At 40.3% G+C, this 17072-nt stretch carries 17 protein-coding genes; 14 read left to right on the forward strand and 3 right to left on the reverse strand.

What is annotated here, in order from left to right:
* Nucleotides 1–36: 36 nt before the first annotated feature.
* Nucleotides 37–954 (forward strand): M15 family metallopeptidase, encoded by a 918-nt coding sequence (locus tag ABD006_RS07910; protein ID WP_343839549.1) that lies wholly within the window; start codon nt 37–39, stop codon nt 952–954.
* A gap of 166 nt (nt 955–1120) precedes the next feature.
* On the forward strand, nt 1121–2362 hold the full coding sequence (locus tag ABD006_RS07915; protein ID WP_343840271.1) for an MFS transporter: 1242 nt from the start codon (nt 1121–1123) through the stop codon (nt 2360–2362).
* Nucleotides 2363–2401: 39 nt separating this feature from the next.
* Here ABD006_RS07915 and ABD006_RS07920 read toward each other — a convergent pair whose 3' ends face one another.
* Complete coding sequence (locus ABD006_RS07920) at nt 2402–3319, reverse strand: zinc dependent phospholipase C family protein (RefSeq protein ID WP_343839550.1); 918 nt, start codon at nt 3317–3319, stop codon at nt 2402–2404.
* A 254-nt stretch (nt 3320–3573) separates the two neighbouring features.
* Here ABD006_RS07920 and fumC point away from each other — a divergent pair, with 254 nt between their 5' ends.
* From fumC to ABD006_RS07935, 3 genes are all read left to right on the forward strand, one after another.
* On the forward strand, nt 3574–4962 hold the full coding sequence (fumC, locus tag ABD006_RS07925; protein ID WP_343839553.1) for a class II fumarate hydratase: 1389 nt from the start codon (nt 3574–3576) through the stop codon (nt 4960–4962).
* Nucleotides 4963–5346: 384 nt separating this feature from the next.
* Complete coding sequence (locus ABD006_RS07930; protein ID WP_044161089.1) at nt 5347–5562, forward strand: alpha/beta-type small acid-soluble spore protein; 216 nt, start codon at nt 5347–5349, stop codon at nt 5560–5562.
* A gap of 198 nt (nt 5563–5760) precedes the next feature.
* Nucleotides 5761–5943, forward strand: a complete 183-nt coding sequence (locus tag ABD006_RS07935; protein ID WP_343839557.1) for a hypothetical protein — start codon at nt 5761–5763, stop codon at nt 5941–5943.
* Between the two features lie 45 nt (nt 5944–5988).
* On the opposite strand, the gene ABD006_RS07940 is transcribed toward ABD006_RS07935, so the two are convergent.
* Nucleotides 5989–6192: a hypothetical protein gene (locus ABD006_RS07940; RefSeq protein ID WP_343839560.1), complete on the reverse strand. Its 204-nt coding sequence runs from the start codon at nt 6190–6192 to the stop codon at nt 5989–5991.
* A 211-nt stretch (nt 6193–6403) separates the two neighbouring features.
* Between ABD006_RS07940 and ABD006_RS07945 the strand changes: the two genes are divergently transcribed.
* Both ABD006_RS07945 and ABD006_RS07950 read left to right on the forward strand, forming a co-directional pair.
* Nucleotides 6404–7540 carry a DUF445 domain-containing protein gene (locus ABD006_RS07945; RefSeq protein ID WP_343839562.1) on the forward strand — a complete coding sequence of 379 codons (1137 nt, stop codon included), beginning with the start codon at nt 6404–6406 and terminating at the stop codon, nt 7538–7540.
* Between the two features lie 67 nt (nt 7541–7607).
* Nucleotides 7608–7958, forward strand: a complete 351-nt coding sequence (locus ABD006_RS07950; protein WP_343839563.1) for a YlbF/YmcA family competence regulator — start codon at nt 7608–7610, stop codon at nt 7956–7958.
* Between the two features lie 144 nt (nt 7959–8102).
* On the opposite strand, the gene ABD006_RS07955 is transcribed toward ABD006_RS07950, so the two are convergent.
* Nucleotides 8103–8288, reverse strand: coding sequence for a YhzD family protein (locus tag ABD006_RS07955; RefSeq protein WP_343839564.1), 186 nt, complete (start codon nt 8286–8288; stop codon nt 8103–8105).
* A 173-nt stretch (nt 8289–8461) separates the two neighbouring features.
* Between ABD006_RS07955 and ABD006_RS07960 the strand changes: the two genes are divergently transcribed.
* The 7 genes from ABD006_RS07960 (at nt 8462) to yhaM (ending at nt 17065) form a co-directional block, all read left to right on the forward strand.
* Nucleotides 8462–9361 (forward strand): ABC transporter ATP-binding protein, encoded by a 900-nt coding sequence (locus ABD006_RS07960; RefSeq protein WP_343839565.1) that lies wholly within the window; start codon nt 8462–8464, stop codon nt 9359–9361.
* Nucleotides 9354–10616: an ABC transporter permease gene (locus ABD006_RS07965; RefSeq protein ID WP_343839568.1), complete on the forward strand. Its 1263-nt coding sequence runs from the start codon at nt 9354–9356 to the stop codon at nt 10614–10616. Before ABD006_RS07960 ends, ABD006_RS07965 begins: the two co-directional genes overlap by 8 nt.
* A gap of 102 nt (nt 10617–10718) precedes the next feature.
* On the forward strand, nt 10719–10991 hold the full coding sequence (locus ABD006_RS07970) for a hypothetical protein (protein WP_343839571.1): 273 nt from the start codon (nt 10719–10721) through the stop codon (nt 10989–10991).
* A gap of 179 nt (nt 10992–11170) precedes the next feature.
* A complete protein-coding gene (locus ABD006_RS07975; RefSeq protein ID WP_343839574.1) occupies nt 11171–12400 on the forward strand; it encodes a metallophosphoesterase family protein in 1230 nt (409 codons plus the stop codon).
* Nucleotides 12400–15387, forward strand: coding sequence for an AAA family ATPase (locus tag ABD006_RS07980; protein ID WP_343839577.1), 2988 nt, complete (start codon nt 12400–12402; stop codon nt 15385–15387). The genes ABD006_RS07975 and ABD006_RS07980 overlap by 1 nt, the downstream gene beginning before the upstream one ends.
* Before the next feature lie 74 nt (nt 15388–15461).
* The gene (locus tag ABD006_RS07985; RefSeq protein WP_343839580.1) at nt 15462–16031 is read left to right on the forward strand and encodes a GbsR/MarR family transcriptional regulator; all 570 of its coding nucleotides are present in this window, start codon (nt 15462–15464) and stop codon (nt 16029–16031) included.
* Between the two features lie 83 nt (nt 16032–16114).
* Nucleotides 16115–17065, forward strand: coding sequence for a 3'-5' exoribonuclease YhaM (gene yhaM / locus ABD006_RS07990; RefSeq protein WP_343839583.1), 951 nt, complete (start codon nt 16115–16117; stop codon nt 17063–17065).
* Nucleotides 17066–17072 lie beyond the last annotated feature (7 nt).

The following is a 17072-nucleotide window of genomic DNA, read 5'->3' on the forward strand; positions in this document are numbered from 1 at the left end:
ATAAATCGACAACATTTTGGTTAGAGGGGAAATAAGATGAAAATTAAGTATTCAGCAGCCGTTATTATGCTGGTTGTGATGACTCTTACTGCCTGCCAGAACCAGGAAGTGAGTCAGGATCAGGAAAAACAGTCAGCAAATACAGAACAGAATCAGCAGGAGAATCAAAATGAAGAGAAGAGTTCTGAGAACGAACAAGATCAAGATACAGAAACGAATAAAGGGGAGTCCGGTGAACAAACTTCAGAGGACTCTGAGATGAATGAAGGTAGTAAAGGATCAGATCAGGAAACAGAGGATAAAAAGAACGCCAATGATAAAAATGAAAAGCCGGATGAAAATGGGATTGTTACCCTCTCGGATCCAACGGCAATTGACCTGGTAGTCAATAAACAAAGGAAGTTACCGGACGGTTTCGTGCCACCAGACCTGGTTGAACCGGATGTTCGTTTTTCATTTGACGAATGGAGAGAGAAAAGACAGATGCGGCAAGTGGCAGCAGGGCCATTAGAAAAATTGTTTAAAGGTGCCAAGCAGGCAGGCATAAACCTGTTCGCCGTTTCTGGTTATCGTTCCTATCAGCGGCAGGAAACGATTTATAATTATAATGTGGAAACAAAGGGATTAGAGCATGCCAATAAATATTCTGCTAAGCCAGGCCATAGTGAACACCAGACGGGATTAACGATGGATGTTTCCTCTCCGGCAGTGTCTTATGATTTAGTGGAAGGGTTCAGAGATACAGCTGCAGGAGAATGGCTTGCCAAACATGCTCACGAATACGGCTTTATTATTCGATATCCAAAAGGTAAAGCGGACATTACCGGTTACAGCTACGAACCTTGGCATATACGTTATGTTGGAAAGGAACTTGCTAAAGATATTTACGAGCAGCAAGTTACGCTGGAGGAGTTCTTTGGATTACAGCCTGGAGCAGGGACCGATGAAAAGTAAAGATATCAATTATAAATCCAAATCTAAAGCTGCAGATTTGGATTTTTTTATTAATTTTCTGTAAAAATTAAAAATTCAGGATACTTATATAAAACTTTCTGCTATGCTTAGGAAAACAGTAATGGGGGTGTAAAGCGTGAAAAAGAAAAAGGTCATTCGAAGCTGGATGCTCTATGATTGGGCAAACTCAGCTTTTGCGACAACGATGATGGCTGCGGTTTTGCCTGTATTTTATTCTGACTACTATGCATCGAACCTGTCGGATCAGACGGCTACAAGCTACTGGGCGTATACACAGTCTATTGCTGTTCTGATTGTTGCTATCCTGGCCCCTGTTTTAGGAGCTATTAGTGATTACTCACAGGCAAAGAAGAAGTTTTTACGCTTTTTTGCTTATATGGGAATCCTTGCAAGTATCTTGTTTGCAGTTGTAGGTGAAGGACAGTACTTATTTGCTTCCATATTAATGGTTATTGCCTCTGTAGGGTTCTCAGGGGGAAATGTGTTTTATGACGCATTTTTGCCGGAAATTGCTGACAAAGAACAGATTGATAAGGTCTCCACATCAGGGTTTGCTTTTGGTTACATAGGTGGGGGAGTTTTACTTGCGATCAATATCCTAATGATTCAAAAATATGAATGGTTTGGGTTTCCGGATATAGCTGCTGCAACAAAAACAGCCTTAATATCCGTGGGAATCTGGTGGTTTGTCTTTTCACTCCCCCTGTTTAAAAACCTGAAGGAGGAGAAGAGACAAAAACGAAAAAGGGATGAGTCTTTTATTGTAATAGGCTTTCGTCGTGTCGGGCATACATTTCGTTCTCTGCGTCATTTTAAGCAATTATTTATATTTCTAATCGCTTTTTGGCTGTTCAATGATGGGATATCGACCATCATCCGAATGGCGACCATTTATGGCAGAGAGATCGGAATTGGACAAAGTGATTTAATTATTGCTCTGTTAATGACTCAATTTGTCGGCATTCCCTGTACCTTTCTTTTTGGCTGGTTTTCGAAAAAAATTCATCCTAAACAGGCACTGACCCTTGCCTTGCTGGTTTATGTAGCGATTGTTATACTGGGCTATTTTATGACCTCTGCTCTGCATTTCTATCTGCTGGCCATTTGCGTCGGGTTCGTTCAGGGTGGTGCGCAGGCTCTTAGCCGCTCCATATTTGGAAGAATGGTCCCCCGGCAAAAGGAAGCCGAATTTTATGGGTTTTATGGGATTTCCTCCAAATTTGCAGCCATTGTAGGCCCCTTTGTATTTGGGCTCGTAGGACAACTGACAGGATCCAGTCGGCTCGGTATTTTGGCTTTGTTAGTATTCTTTATTGTCGGCATTCTTTTACTGCAAATGGTTAATATCGAAAAAGGAGAGCGGGAGGCTGAGGAAGCATCTTTATAACAAGAAAGCCGCGACACTAATCGGTCGCGGCTTTTGCTCTTATAAAATCGGACGGCTATAGCGGTTTTCCAACTGTTGATTTACCGGCTTCCCTGTATCGTAGGATATATTATCAATAAGTTCAGCTACTGTTTGTTTATTTTGAGATGTAGGGTGTTCCCAGTACTTAATAATGGCAAACAAGGTTTCCAGTCCTTCCTTTTTCCCTTTATTATATAAGTCGATAAAGCTTTCAGTACTAGGTTCGTTTGTTGCCGGATGGTACCATGTGGAATGGTCCTCATTGAGGTAATCCCTATCTTTCTTGATTGGCTGATGAGAAAAGGGAGAAATCATGGAACCCAGAATCCTGTTTTTCCAGCTGTATGGATCAAACAGTACTTTTAATGCGCGTTTCATATCCCGGTAGGCAAGCTGAATAAAATCATCCGGGAGTTTATCTGTGTGCTCGGAAAAATGGTGCATGATGGTGTTCTGTAAAAGTCTGCTTACTTCCTTATCAAGGGTTGGACCTACATCTATTTCTTTATAAACGGGAACCTTCCATGTATCAAGATTTCGGTATTTTCGCATCATCAATGTATCAATAATCACTTCAAGCTCCTGATGCTTATTCTTTTCATAGCCTGCACGATAATGTATATAAGGGTGTGTATTCCGGTCTAATATATGGTGTGAAACAAATCCCAGAATGTAGGCTTTGGTTGAATTTGATTTAGAAATACCTGACTGAAGAATATCCATAAGAAATGGACCGCATTTTTCAGTATGCAAAAGCTTCCCCATATCATTTATTTCCCCATTATGTTTCCATGGCCAAAAATTGTGATAGAAAAATGGATCTGGCCCCTGGGCACCTAAGTTCATATAGCCCTGTACGTCTTGAAGATGGACTGGATCATTCAAGGAAACCATAATATCCTCACAAAACATAATATGCGTCCATATGTTAGGCATAAGATGACCCGCCTTTCTATCTGTATTTCCCAGCTTCCTTTACCTCTGATTTGGAAGCGAGTAAATGTAATGTTCCAAGAATAAAAACTTACTATCTGACAGTGCTGGTATTTACATGTATATTATAAAGGACATATCGCAAAAAAAGAGAGGTTTATCTGACATTTTTTTGTCTACAAGTAGGCAATTTTCAAAACATTTGGTATGGTAAAAGAGTAAACGAGTTAATAAAGGGGTATAAGGAGGAGAACTATATGGACTATCGCATTGAAAAAGATACCATAGGAGAAATGAAGGTTCCAGCAGACAAGTATTGGGGTGCCCAGACACAGCGAAGTAAACAGAACTTTCCAATTGGCGGCGAAAAAATGCCAAAGGAAATTGTAAGTGCTTTCGCCATTTTGAAGAAAAGCGCAGCGAAGGCAAACGAAGAGCTTGGCCTTTTAGAGAAGGAAAAAGCAGACGCGATTACATATGCTGCAGATAAAGTGATTGAAGGAGAACTGGAGGAACATTTCCCACTTGTCGTATGGCAAACAGGAAGTGGCACACAGTCGAATATGAATACCAATGAAGTAATTGCCTATGTAGGAAATCAGTGGCTGGAAGAGCAGGGAAGTGAATGGAGGCTTCACCCGAATGATGATGTGAACAAATCCCAAAGTTCAAATGATACGTTCCCAACAGCCATGCATATTGCTGCCGTTTTAAAATTAGAGGATCTGGTACTGCCAGCTCTGAAAAAATTAAAACGCACACTTGCAGATAAATCAAAGGCTTATGAGGACCTTGTCAAAATTGGTCGTACTCATTTACAGGATGCTACCCCATTGACCTTAGGACAGGAAATCAGTGGCTGGCATCGAATGCTGGAAAAAACCGAGGATATGATTCATAACAGTTTATCATCCATCTATGAGCTGGCAATTGGTGGCACAGCAGTAGGTACCGGCTTAAACGCTCATCCGGATTTTTCCGAAAAGGTATGTGGATATATCAATCAGTTTACCAACAAGACATTCATTTCTGCTCCTAATAAATTCCATGCTTTAACGAGTCATGATGAATTGGTATATGCTCATGGTGCATTAAAGGCATTAGCGGCTGATTTAATGAAAATTGCCAATGATGTGCGCTGGCTGGCAAGCGGTCCTCGTTGTGGAATTGGTGAAATTACGATTCCTGCCAATGAACCAGGAAGCTCCATTATGCCAGGAAAGGTTAACCCAACACAGAGTGAGGCTGTAACGATGGTAGCCACGCAAGTGATGGGAAATGATGCAACCATTGGATTTGCTGCCAGTCAGGGGAATTTCGAACTGAACGTATTCAAACCGGTTATTGCCCATAACTTCCTGCAATCCAGTCAATTACTGGCAGACAGCATGGTATCCTTTAATGACCGTTGTGTAGCTGGCCTGGAGCCAAATGAAGAGAAAATTAATGAGTATTTAAAGGATTCTCTCATGCTCGTAACTGCATTAAATCCTCATATCGGCTATGAAAATGCAGCTAAAATAGCCAAAAATGCATTTGAGAAAAACCTGACTCTTAAAGAATCAGCACTGGAATTAGAACTGTTAACCGAAGAACAATTCGATGAATACGTAGACCCCAAACAAATGACAAAACCAAATGCATAGAAAAGCGGAGGCGACCGGTTAGGTCCGACGGCATAAGCAGAATATCCGGAGTGGCCGCTTTTGGGCCATGGAGGGTATTCTGCTTATGACCGCTTGGACCTGGGAGCCGCAGCTGGACAAAAGAAAAGCGGAGGCGACCGGTTAGGTCCGACGGCATAAGCAGAATATCCGGAGTGGCCGCTTTTGGGCAGCCATGGAGGGTATTATGCTTATGACTGCTTTAGCCTGGGAGCCGTAGCTTGACAATAGAAAAGTGAAAACGGCCATTTAGCCTGGCAGCTATTTTGGAAATTACCCGTCAATACGTAAAAAAATTACCAATCAAAAATACTCATATGTTTATCACCTCCTGTTCACAATAATAAGCACAGGAGGTGATAAACAATGGCAAACAACAACAGCAACAATTCTAACCAATTAGTAGTACCTGGAGCTGATCAGGCAATTAACCAGATGAAAACTGAGATTGCTTCAGAATTTGGTGTAAACCTTGGTGCTGATACTACCTCTCGTGCAAACGGTTCTGTTGGTGGTGAAATCACTAAGCGCCTTGTAACGTTTGCTCAACAACAAATGGGTGGCCAATCTGGACAACAATAAATAAGGATGGAATAAACAGAGGAGGGATCCCTGATCTCTCCTCTATACATACAAAGAAAATTCTTTAACGGATTCCAATTTTTATACCTTTTGGCCTCTTGTTAACTATGTAAAATGGGGTGAGGCATCGTGTACGTTTGTCCAGTCTGTAATGGTCTCTCAAAAATGGAGAAAACCTGTGAAGTTTGCCGGGGACCTATGTTGGACCGGGGACGAATTGTTGATTATTATGATGATTACAGTCCGTATTGGGAGGAAGAAGATGCCAAAATGGTTGACGGCGTGTTAGAATCGAAGGCCAACCATTTATGCGTTCATGTTTACCATTGTTTATCATGTGATTCGGAAGTTGAAGTTTCGGTAAAAGAGGTCAAAAGATAAAGAACAAAGGTCGGAACCACGATTGTTCCGACACTTTTTTTGATATTAGCCTTCTTTATGATCCGAGGGTGTGGAGTCCGGAAAATCCTCATCATTTTCAGGTAATTTGCGGGCCGCTTCAATTTGAATACGGTTATGGGTCCGGTTTACCCGGCCGCCCGCCATCCCCTCATTAATCATTCGATCAACATCCACATCATATTCTTCCCGGCTATCCTTGAACTGTTCATGACCATTTGGATCAGGCATCATTATTCCCCTTTCCTTCATCCTAAGCTTGTTATGAACCATTAGTTGCGTACGCTTACTTTTTGTTTTTATGGTAAGCTGTATACTCGGTATTTTTTACATCAACGTTGATAAACATGAATGCTTTACAGGAAATTTGTTTATACATGAAGAGGAGGTGTATTATACTTTACGTACAGTCAGTATTCAAAAGTAGGAGAGAGATAGCTACATGAATATATGGATAACTTTTTTATTTATGATTATTGTTGGTGCTGTTATTGGTGGAATGACAAATTCCCTGGCAATCAGAATGCTTTTTCGACCTTATAAGCCTAAATATATTGGCTCTGTAAAAATTCCTTTTACTCCAGGTCTGATTCCGAAACGACAGTCTGAATTGGCCAGACAAATGGGAAATACGGTAGTTAAACATTTATTAACACCAGAAGGCATGAAAAGGAAAATCCAAAATCCACAGTTTTATCAGCAGGTGGTCAGCTGGATTAAGCAGGAAATTGAACGTTTGGGAATGAGTGATAAGACAGTTCAGGACCTTCTTCAACAGCTTAATTTAGGACTATCAGATAAGGAATTAAGAAAGTCCTCGACATCATTTATCAAAAAACAGATAAATCAATGGCTCAGAGCAAATGAACATCAGACATTTCGCGCCCTTCTGCCTGCAGAAGTTCTGAAAAAGAGTGAAAAATATATCCCGGAATTCAGCACTTACTTAATAGAAAAAGTGGATCAGTATATCAGCAGTGAGCAGGGCAGACAAAAAATCGGACGTATGGCTGAGGGTTATCTTGGAGGTTCCGGTTTTTTCGGGCATATGGTATCTTCTTTTCTTGGAGAAGAAGGCCTGGCCGACCGCATTCAGCCAGCCATTTCCCAATATTTAAAATCTGAGGACGCCCATCAGATGGTAAGAGGTTTAATTAAGCAGGAATGGGAAAAACTGCAGGATAAGGAAGTTCGTGAAATGGAATCGCATTTTATTACGGATCGGTTGAAATCGGACATAGCTGACAAGCTGGCAGGGATGATTCCTCTGAATGAACTGTTACATACACGGGTGAAAACGATTGTGACTCAATATCAGGATGTTATCGAAAATCGGCTTATCCCACATCTTGTTACAATGCTGCAGAACTATTTGGAAAAGAATATTGAATGGCTTATGAGCAGGCTTCATTTACAGGAACTGGTCAAGGATGAGGTGGAAAACTTTGAGGTCCATCGACTGGAGTCCATGGTTTTAGGAATTTCCAGACGGGAATTAAAGATGATTACTTATTTAGGAGCAGTCCTGGGAGGCGTTATCGGCTTCATACAGGCCATAATTGTCATCGTACTTACATAGTTCATGCTATACATGAGGATGAATGTTTGTTAAAGTTAAAAAGTATAAGATTTTTAGGAGGTTAATAATGGCGAATTTATATGATGTAGCCTATGATTTAGAAAATACTTTAAGGTCCAGTGATGAATTTCAGGGACTGAAACAAGCTTATGAGGCTGTAATGAGTGATGAGTCTTCTAAAAGAATGTTCGAGGACTTTAGAAATACACAAATGGAACTTCAGCAAAAGCAAATGCAGGGTGAAGATATTACAGATGAAGAAGTAGAAAAAGCAAGAAAAACTGTTGAACTCGTTCAGCAGGACAATAAAATTTCTTCTTTAATGGAAAAGGAACAGCATCTGAATAATGTCATCAATGATATCAGTCAGATTATCACCAAGCCATTGGAAGAATTATATGGACAGGACGATCAGTAATAAAACAAAAAGCCATCCCGGAGTCTGAGCTCTGGGATGGCTTTTGTTTGTAGAGTAAATTAAAAAATTGAGATCGGTTGCTAAAAATGCTGGAATGGCGCCGTCCAGCTCCAGCTGGACAAACGGGCGCTTCCGCTTTTGTTCTTAGCGATGAAATAGGACAAGGTGGCCGTTTGGTGATACACAACGGTGGGTATGCTCCTGATAGTCCTTTTCCTCTAATATCTGATGTCCAATTCGCTTGGCTTCTTTATCATCCTGTGCTTCCAAAGTTTCATCAAGTAAATTACTTCCATCTTTTTTAAATACGGTTAAATAATAAGTCCCCATCGTTTTTCCCTCCTCATATGTCCGCTTTCATGAATGACGATTCAGTAATATATATTCTTAAGAAAATGTAAAAATCCTGCTTCTATCCAATATTATATTGTAAATATTTGAAACCTTATCTATAATAATGTCGTACTACATGACTAAGTGTATGTAAAGAGAGGAGAACGTTCATGACATTGGAATTAAAGGGAGTGACCAGAAAATTTGGCTCTTTTACTGCAGTTGATGATTTATCCCTTGAAATCCCCGAGAGTCAGATTTTTGGGTTTTTAGGAGCAAACGGTGCGGGAAAAACCACTACTTTCCGTATGATATTGGGGCTGTTGCAGCAAACAGAAGGGTCTATCAAATGGAATGGAGATTCTATTCATTATAATAAAAGTCATTTAATTGGTTATTTACCAGAGGAGCGAGGATTATATCCTAAGCAGAAGGTAGAAACACAGCTTGTCTATTTAGGCCGGCTGCGGGGGATGGATAAATCCGAGGCTTTGAGACAGCTGGATTACTGGCTGGAACGTTTTAAGGTACCTGAATACAGAGGGAAAAAGGTTGAGGAGCTATCGAAAGGAAATCAGCAAAAAATCCAATTTATCAGTGCAGTCATACATAATCCAAAACTGCTGATACTAGATGAACCCTTTTCAGGCCTTGACCCTGTAAATGTTGAACTCCTGAAACAGGCTGTCATTGATCTTAAGAAGCAGGGGACTTCGATTGTTTTTTCATCTCATCGAATGGAGCATGTAGAAGAACTCTGTGAACACCTTTGTATTATGCATCACGGACGTCCAGTTGTTCACGGGGACTTACGTCAGATTAAACGGGATTTCGGCAGGAAAAACGTTAGGGTTCGTGCAGATTTTGATGTATCCTTCATTCAGGATATCCCGGGTGTCGTACGTTTCAGGAATCTTACAGAGGGCTGTGAGGTTCAGGTTGAAAATGAAAGTGTGTCCCAGAGAATATTTGAATCGATTCAGGATAAAGGGTTTGTACGCACGTTTGATATAGAAGAGCCCTCTTTAAATGATATTTTTATTGAGAAAGTGGGTGCTTCCTATGAGTAAGTTCTGGACAATTTTAAGCTACACATATACCAGCCATTTAAAAAGCAAGTCTTTTATCATTATCACACTCATATCGCTGCTTCTGATTGCAGGATTGACGAATTTTCAGAGGATTGTTGATTTGTTTGATGATGGAGAAGAAGGAAGTACCGAGAAAATAGCCGTAATCGATGAAACAAATCAGATATACAGTCAGCTTGAGTCCTCGATAACGAATATAGATGACGGAATTGAAGTTACAGCTTTCTCAGGAACAGAAAAAGAGGCTAAAGAAGCTGTGAGAGACCATGAGTTTCTAGGCTATGCCCATGTGTCTTTAAATGATCAGGACCTTCCTGCTGCCTCCTTTTATGCGATGAGTGTAGCGGATACAAGCCATGCTGTGGATGCATTACAACAGGCTCTGAGTCAGGTGAAAACGGGAATCATTACCCAACAGGCAGGGATTGATCAATCAACCGTACAGCAAATCTTTGCCCCCGTATCGATTGAAACGGAATCTTTAAAAACCGAGGCAAAATCTGCTGAGGAAATGAATCAGGCCCGTGGTCTGGTGTACTTTATGATTTTTCTGATTTATTTCGCTGTTCTCTTATATGGAAATATGATTGCGAGCGAGGTAGCCGTAGAAAAATCTTCAAGAGTCATGGAGATTCTTGTTTCCAGTGTTTCACCTGTTACACAGATGTTTGCGAAAATCATCGGAATTGCCTTGCTTGGTTTAACACAATTCGGCTTAATTATTTTAGTGGGCTACGCATCGTTAAAGGCGAATCAAAATGAGCTGGTCGGAGGAATCTTTGAATATCTTGGTTTAGGAGAAGCTCCTGTCAGCACCATTGTATATGCAGTGGTGTTCTTCCTCTTGGGCTATCTGCTCTATGCTATGCTTGCCGCTATGCTTGGATCCCTGGTCAGCCGGACGGAAGAGGTCAACCAGATTATTACGCCTATGATGTTTCTCATTATTGCAGCCTTTATGATTGCTATGTATGGGTTGAACGATCCGACAGCATCATTTGTAACGGTAACATCGTATATTCCTTTCTTTACACCGATTATTATGTTTGTCCGTGTGGGAATGTTAAATATACCGATTTGGGAGGTTGCCTTATCGATTGGGATTTTAATCCTGACCATTTTTATTTTTGCTAACATCGCTGCAAAAGTATATAAAGGCGGCGTCTTAATGTATGGGGCAACAACATCTCTAAAAGACATCAGAAAAGCTCTTCAATTAACGAAAAAAGATTAATACACCGTAACCTGATCATAGAATTTTTCAGTCATTATCTATGGTTTTCTGCTACAATAAACGTATTGCAATCAGTAGAAATCACAACCAGGAGGAGCTTTTATGAGTTCTATAATAAATATAGCCGTTCGATTTTCCATGGTTCTGCATTTTTTATGGTTTACCCTGTTTTTTGCCTATATATTTGGGTTTATTGGTCTGGAAAGTGCATTTTTACACCCGGCTGTCTGGTTAACAGGCCCGGTATTTGGGGCCATAATATCGATCATCGCATTTATTAAAAAAACGGCACTGGTACCTGCGATTCTGTCAATGATCTTTTCTGCAGGCACATTTTTGCTCTGGTCGTTAATTTTGGGAATTAATCAATTTTAAAATTTGATGTATTGCCTTGTGCAATACATCTTTTTTAGTTTCACTTTATAAAATACAGATTTGTGGATTAGTAATCAGGAAAGGCCACGTTCGCACTTGAATCATTATCGAACGTGCATTCGCTTTCTGATTCTGGTAAAATATAGGTGAATATAGAATGATAGGAAGGAGTACCATTGATGCGAAAACCCCTTCGTTTTTTACATACAGCGGATCTGCATTTAGACAGCCCTTTTAAGGGAATGTCCAATATACCCGATCGATTGTTTCAGCAAATTACGGACAGTACCTTTGAGGCCTTTGAACGTATTATTGAAGCGGCTATTAGCCATCAGGCAGACTTTGTATTGATGGCTGGGGATTTATTTGATGAAGAGGCTCGAAGCTTAAAGGCACAGATGAAAATAAAACAGGGTCTGGAAAAATTACATCAGTATCATATCGATGTTTATATAAGCTTTGGTAATCATGATCACTTAGGTGGAAGCTTTTTTAATATGGATTATCCTGATAATACTCATTTTTTTCTAAGCGAAGAGGTTACCTCCATCCCTTTTTATAAAGATGGGGCTCACGTTGCTAATATTTACGGATTCAGCTATGAAAAAAGAGGCGTATATGAGGAAAAAGCTCAGGAATATACAATAACCGGCGAATCGGTTTATCATATTGGAATGCTCCACGGAAGTCTTTCGACGAATCAGGAGCATGACCTTTATGCTCCATTTCATCTCAGCGATTTTCGGGATTCTCACATGGATTATTGGGCTCTGGGTCATATCCATAAACGGGAGGAACTCATATCGTCGCCACCAGTGGTGTATCCGGGAAATATCCAGGGAAGGCATATCAATGAAACAGGGGAAAAGGGCTGTTATATCATAGATTTAGCTGATAATCACTGTGAAAAAACCTTTGTCCCGGTCCAGACGTTTCGATTTGAACGGATGGATTTGGATTTCACGCACTGTACAAGTATTAGTGAGATTGAAAAGCACCTGCAGGACCAAAAGGATAGGATTCGGGAAACGCTCGGATCATCAATCATTCGATTTTCGATTAAGCTTGATAGCACCGCCATTCCTTCTGTAAACCAGAAAGATGTCCATGAGCTTCAGGAAATTTTAAACGAGATGGAGGAGCTGGAGCAGACGTGGGTCTGGATTGAAAAAATCAAAGTACAGAAAACACAGCCATGGAACAAGGAAGAGCTTAAAGAGAATCATCATTTTATTGGAGAACTTGTCCGGATGATTGAACATGATCAACAAGCCTGGGTTGAATCTCTTTCAGAAATAACAGATCATCGTGAAATACGAAAACTTTTAGAGCCGATGACAGATGAAGAGCTGTCTGAAATCAAAGATGAGGCAGAAGAGCTGCTGCTGGAAGAATTAATGAAAGAGTGATGATGATGTGGATTGAAAAGATACATATTTATGGATTCGGAAAATGGCAGGATCAGGTATTTGAATTTAATGAACAACTAACCTCTGTACAAGGACCCAATGAATCAGGGAAGACATCCTTAAAGCAGTTTATTTTATATGTGTTATTTGATTTACCCTCATCAAGAAGAAAGAGATATATTCCGAAGCAAGGCAGTACCTACGGCGGACGTCTGTTTTTGAATACTGAAAAACATGGCTATGTCATTGTGGAACGAATGATGGACAAGCGGAAAAATCAGGCCATTTGTATTTTAGAGGATGGCCGTCAGGAAAAGGAAGATTTCCTGACAGCAACGATTCTGAATGGCATGAACCGGCATACATTTGAACAGATTTTTTCTTTTAATGATCAGGACCTTCAACGGCTGCATCTTATTAAGGAAGAGGATCTGGGAAATGTTTTATTTGGAATTGGACTGTCTGGTTCCGATAAAATGACCCGGCTTGAGAAGGATTTGTCCAGACAAATGGAGCAGTTATTCAAAAAACGGGGGAAAAAGCCGGTTATTAATGAGCAGCTACGTCAATTAAAGGACGTAAAAGCGAATATCAGGGAATTAGAGAATGATGAAGACAAATATAATCATTTACAGGAAGAAATCAAACAGCATGAAGAGGCGAAGCATAACAAAGAACAGGAGCTGGAGGATAAGAAGCAAAGAGTAGAATGGCTGTATAAGCATTTGCGCGTGAAGGAGGCTATCCAGGAATATCAACAGCTTACTCTGAAAATAGGTAGTTTCAAAGATGTGGAGACTTTTCCACATAAGGGGCTGGAACGACATCGTCAATTAAAAGAGTGGATGCTTCCATTGGAAAGTGACATCCATAGGTTAGAGAAGCGTATAGAATCCAGGGAAGAGCATATAAATACGCTGCATGATCAGCTGCTTCAGGAATCAGTATTTCAGGAGCTGACAAACATTGATGAGCTTTGGAATGAGTATCAATATGTAAAGAAGCAGATAGCCGATAAGGAAACAGCATTAAAGGAAGTGGAACAGTCGATTCATCACCAGCTTTCCCAGTTAGGCTATCAGCCGGGAGAGATATCTTTTGCTGATTATCATCTATCCGCTTTTTCAGAGGATAAATGGCGTTCTTTAGCTAAGGATTATGAACAGCTTCAGACAGAGGAAGAAAGGCAGAAAATCAAGGAAAAGCGTCTCCTGGATGAGCAACAATCACTAGAGAAAAAAGTGGCAGAATATCAAAACCTGCTATTGCCGAGAGAAGAATACGAGAAAATGAAAGAGCAGGTGAACCAGCATCAGGAAGCTAAATGGAAACAACAATGGGTAAAAGAGCAACAGGTGACCCAACAGGAAGAGAGCCGGACCCTTGAACATACCATCCAGCGATTTCAACGGACGGGAACCTCTTCAGTACTTGTCAGTATACTGATCCTCATTATATCAGGGATTCATGCTTTTCTTACGGAGAGTATTGCCGGCTATATATGGGGAACCGTCTTCCTCTTAATAGGTATTCTGATAAAAGTGGGCACCGGAAAAACTGCCCGGGACTTAAAAAAGCGTCTTAACCAAAACGACGAAAGCACAGAAAGCTTAAGTCACCCGGTTTTCTCTGAAGATCAGCTCCAGCAGCTTAAACTCCGTATAGATGAGCATGAGCACGATTTAGCTGAATGGAAGGACTGGAGAGCTAAACTCAGGGATCATAACAAGGAGCTTGAGCAATGCAGGCAGGACCAGGACCTTCTGCGGCAAAAAGATGATCGAATAAGGAAACAGATTCATGAAGAACGTGAATCCTATCCCTTTTTACAGAATATTGAGATTGCCTATTGGCCTTCTTTATATTACAAGGTGATAAAGCTTCAGGATGAGGAAAGACAGAGAGAAAATGTCAAGGAAAGCCTTGCCGACATCAAAGGTCAGCAGCATAAACTGGAAAAGCATGCAAACGAAATCGCCGGGCAATGCAGTCACAAAATGACAAAAACAGACCAAATATGGAAGGAATTAGCTCAGCTAAAGGAGAATGAATATAAAAAGAGAGATCTTTTGAAACGGCTAAAAGAAGAGAGGGAGCAGGATCAAACGGAACTTAAGGAACTAAAGAATCAATTGGCTCCTTATATAAAAGAGCAAAAGGACCTCTTTGCCAAAGCTGGAGAAACAGATGAAGAATCGTTTATGGCAAAGGGGACATTGGTGGAAGAAAAACAACAGCTTCGCATAAAACAGGAGGAATGGCTCAACCATATTAAAATGGTTTTTGATTCGGAAGCAGAAAAGGTTGTGCAGCAGTCCTTCGATTGGGATAATATACAACGGGAATTAGAGGAGAAGCAGCGGAGTATAAAATTACTTACAGAATCTATCGAAAGAAACATTCAGGACATTGCTGATTTAAATGCTCAACGTCAGCAGCTGGAAAAGAATGAACAGTTATCCTCTCTGCGTCATCAATTTGCATTCCAGAAAAATAAATTAAGGGAACAGGTAAAGCAATGGATGGTCTATAAAGCAGCTGAGTCCTTTCTGAAAAAAACCAAGCAGATTTACCAGAATGAATATTTACCTGAAGTAATAGAAAAAGCTTCGTCGTATTTTAGGAGACTTACAGAAGGAAGGTATCTTCAAATGATACCGCCTACTGATGATGATACGTTTAAAGCAGAGTCTGCTGACCATATACTTTATGATGTATCTGAATTATCTACTGGTACGGCGGCACAGGCCTATGTTTCCTTAAGATTAGCTCTTAGTGAAGTGATGAATGACCATCATGGTGTTCCATTTTTAGTAGATGATGCATTTGTCCATTATGATGATTTCAGGAAAAAGGAAATGTTAGCGATTATTCATGAAATCAGTCAGAGACAGCAAATGATTTATTTCACATTTAACCGAAATGACGACCGTGATCAGGGCAATATTGTAGTAAATCTGCAAAATCCGGAAATTTCATTGCTATAAATTCGCACAACCAATGGAATCGTGGTAAAATATTTTCAGAAATAGGCTTGGCTGAAGGCTTGGAGGGTTTCAAGTTGGGTAAACATGAAACAAATAGAGAAGATTGGGAAAAACATGAAGAAACATTAGAAAAATTTATCCAGGTGATTGCAAAAAATATGAGTTTGTATGGGATCACAACATCGGTGGGCCGTTTGTATGGGACCCTTTATTTTTCTAATGAACCTATGACACTGGATAATATGCGTGATGCTTTAAAAATGAGTAAGACCAGCATGTCTACTGGTGTACGTGCATTATCCGAAATGAAGATGGTGGAGCCGTCCTTTAAAAAGGGAATGCGTAAAGATTTATATAAATCGGAAGAGGATTGGTATAAGTCCTTTACTTCTCTCTTCGGAAATCGCTGGCGCCATCATACTGAAACGAATATTGAGGAAGCTGAGGAAACCATACATGAATTGGAAAAACTTAAGCAGCAGACCGATGAAGAAGAGCTTAAGGAGACCATCAATTATGATATAGAAAAGCTTGAATATGCTAAAAATTATTATTCCTGGCTTATGAAATTCATTCGTGTGGTCGAAACAGGTGAAATCTTTGAATATGTTCCAAGAGAAAAAAACGACGGGACGAATGAATAATAAGTTCAACTAACCATCAGTGGGGGATGGAGAACCCCCCCACTGATGGAAGTTTCACTTTATAAATTGGGAGAGGGATTGTATTGTTAAAAGAAATTGGCTATGTCGAAGTTGGTCAGCCATTTGAAGGATTTTTACTGATAAAATCAGCCACAAAAGGTGTTGCCAGTAATGGTAAACCTTTTTTAACGCTGATTTTGCAGGACAGCTCAGGTGAAATAGAAGCTAAACTCTGGGAAGCTACAGAAGAGGATGAAAAGACGTTTACACAAGAGCAAATCGTGAAGGTTGCAGGGGACATCAGCCAGTTTCGGGGAAAGCCTCAGCTCAGAATCCAGCAGATTCGTCCTTCCCAGCCGACTGATGGAGTTCGGCTGCAGGATTTTCTCGCAAAAGCACCTGTTGAAGTAAACCAGTTGGAAGAACGATTAACAGAAGCTATATTTGAAATGGAAAACCCGAATATACAAAGAATTGTACGGTACTTTATCAAGAAGTATGAAAAAGAATTATTCCTGTTCCCGGCAGCTGTAAAAAATCATCATGAATATGTTTCAGGCCTGGCCCATCATATTTGTTCCATGCTGAATATCGCGAGAGATCTAAAACATCAATATGATGATATTAATCAGGACTTACTTTATGCGGGCATCATTCTGCATGACTTAGGAAAGATTACCGAATTATCAGGCCCGGCAGCTCCTAATTACACTACGGAAGGAAAACTATTAGGCCATATTTCTATTATGGCTGAAGAAATAGGGAAGGCTGCTGAAGAATTAAGTATTGAAGGGGAAGAAGTCTTATTATTGAAACATATGATTTTGTCCCATCACAGTAAAGGGGAGTGGGGAAGTCCCAAACCCCCTCTGATAAGAGAAGCAGAAGTCCTTCATTTAATAGATTTAATTGATGCAAAGATGAATATGATGAACCGGGCACTTCAGAAGACAAAACCAGGTGAATTTACGGAACGAATTTTTGCTTTGGATAATCGGAGCTTTTACCGCCCTGTTTTTGAAAAAAAGGATTAGTTCTATT

The sequence above is a fragment of the Salinibacillus aidingensis genome, assembly GCF_039522525.1.
In the GTDB taxonomy this organism is placed as follows: domain Bacteria; phylum Bacillota; class Bacilli; order Bacillales; family Alkalibacillaceae; genus Salinibacillus; species Salinibacillus aidingensis.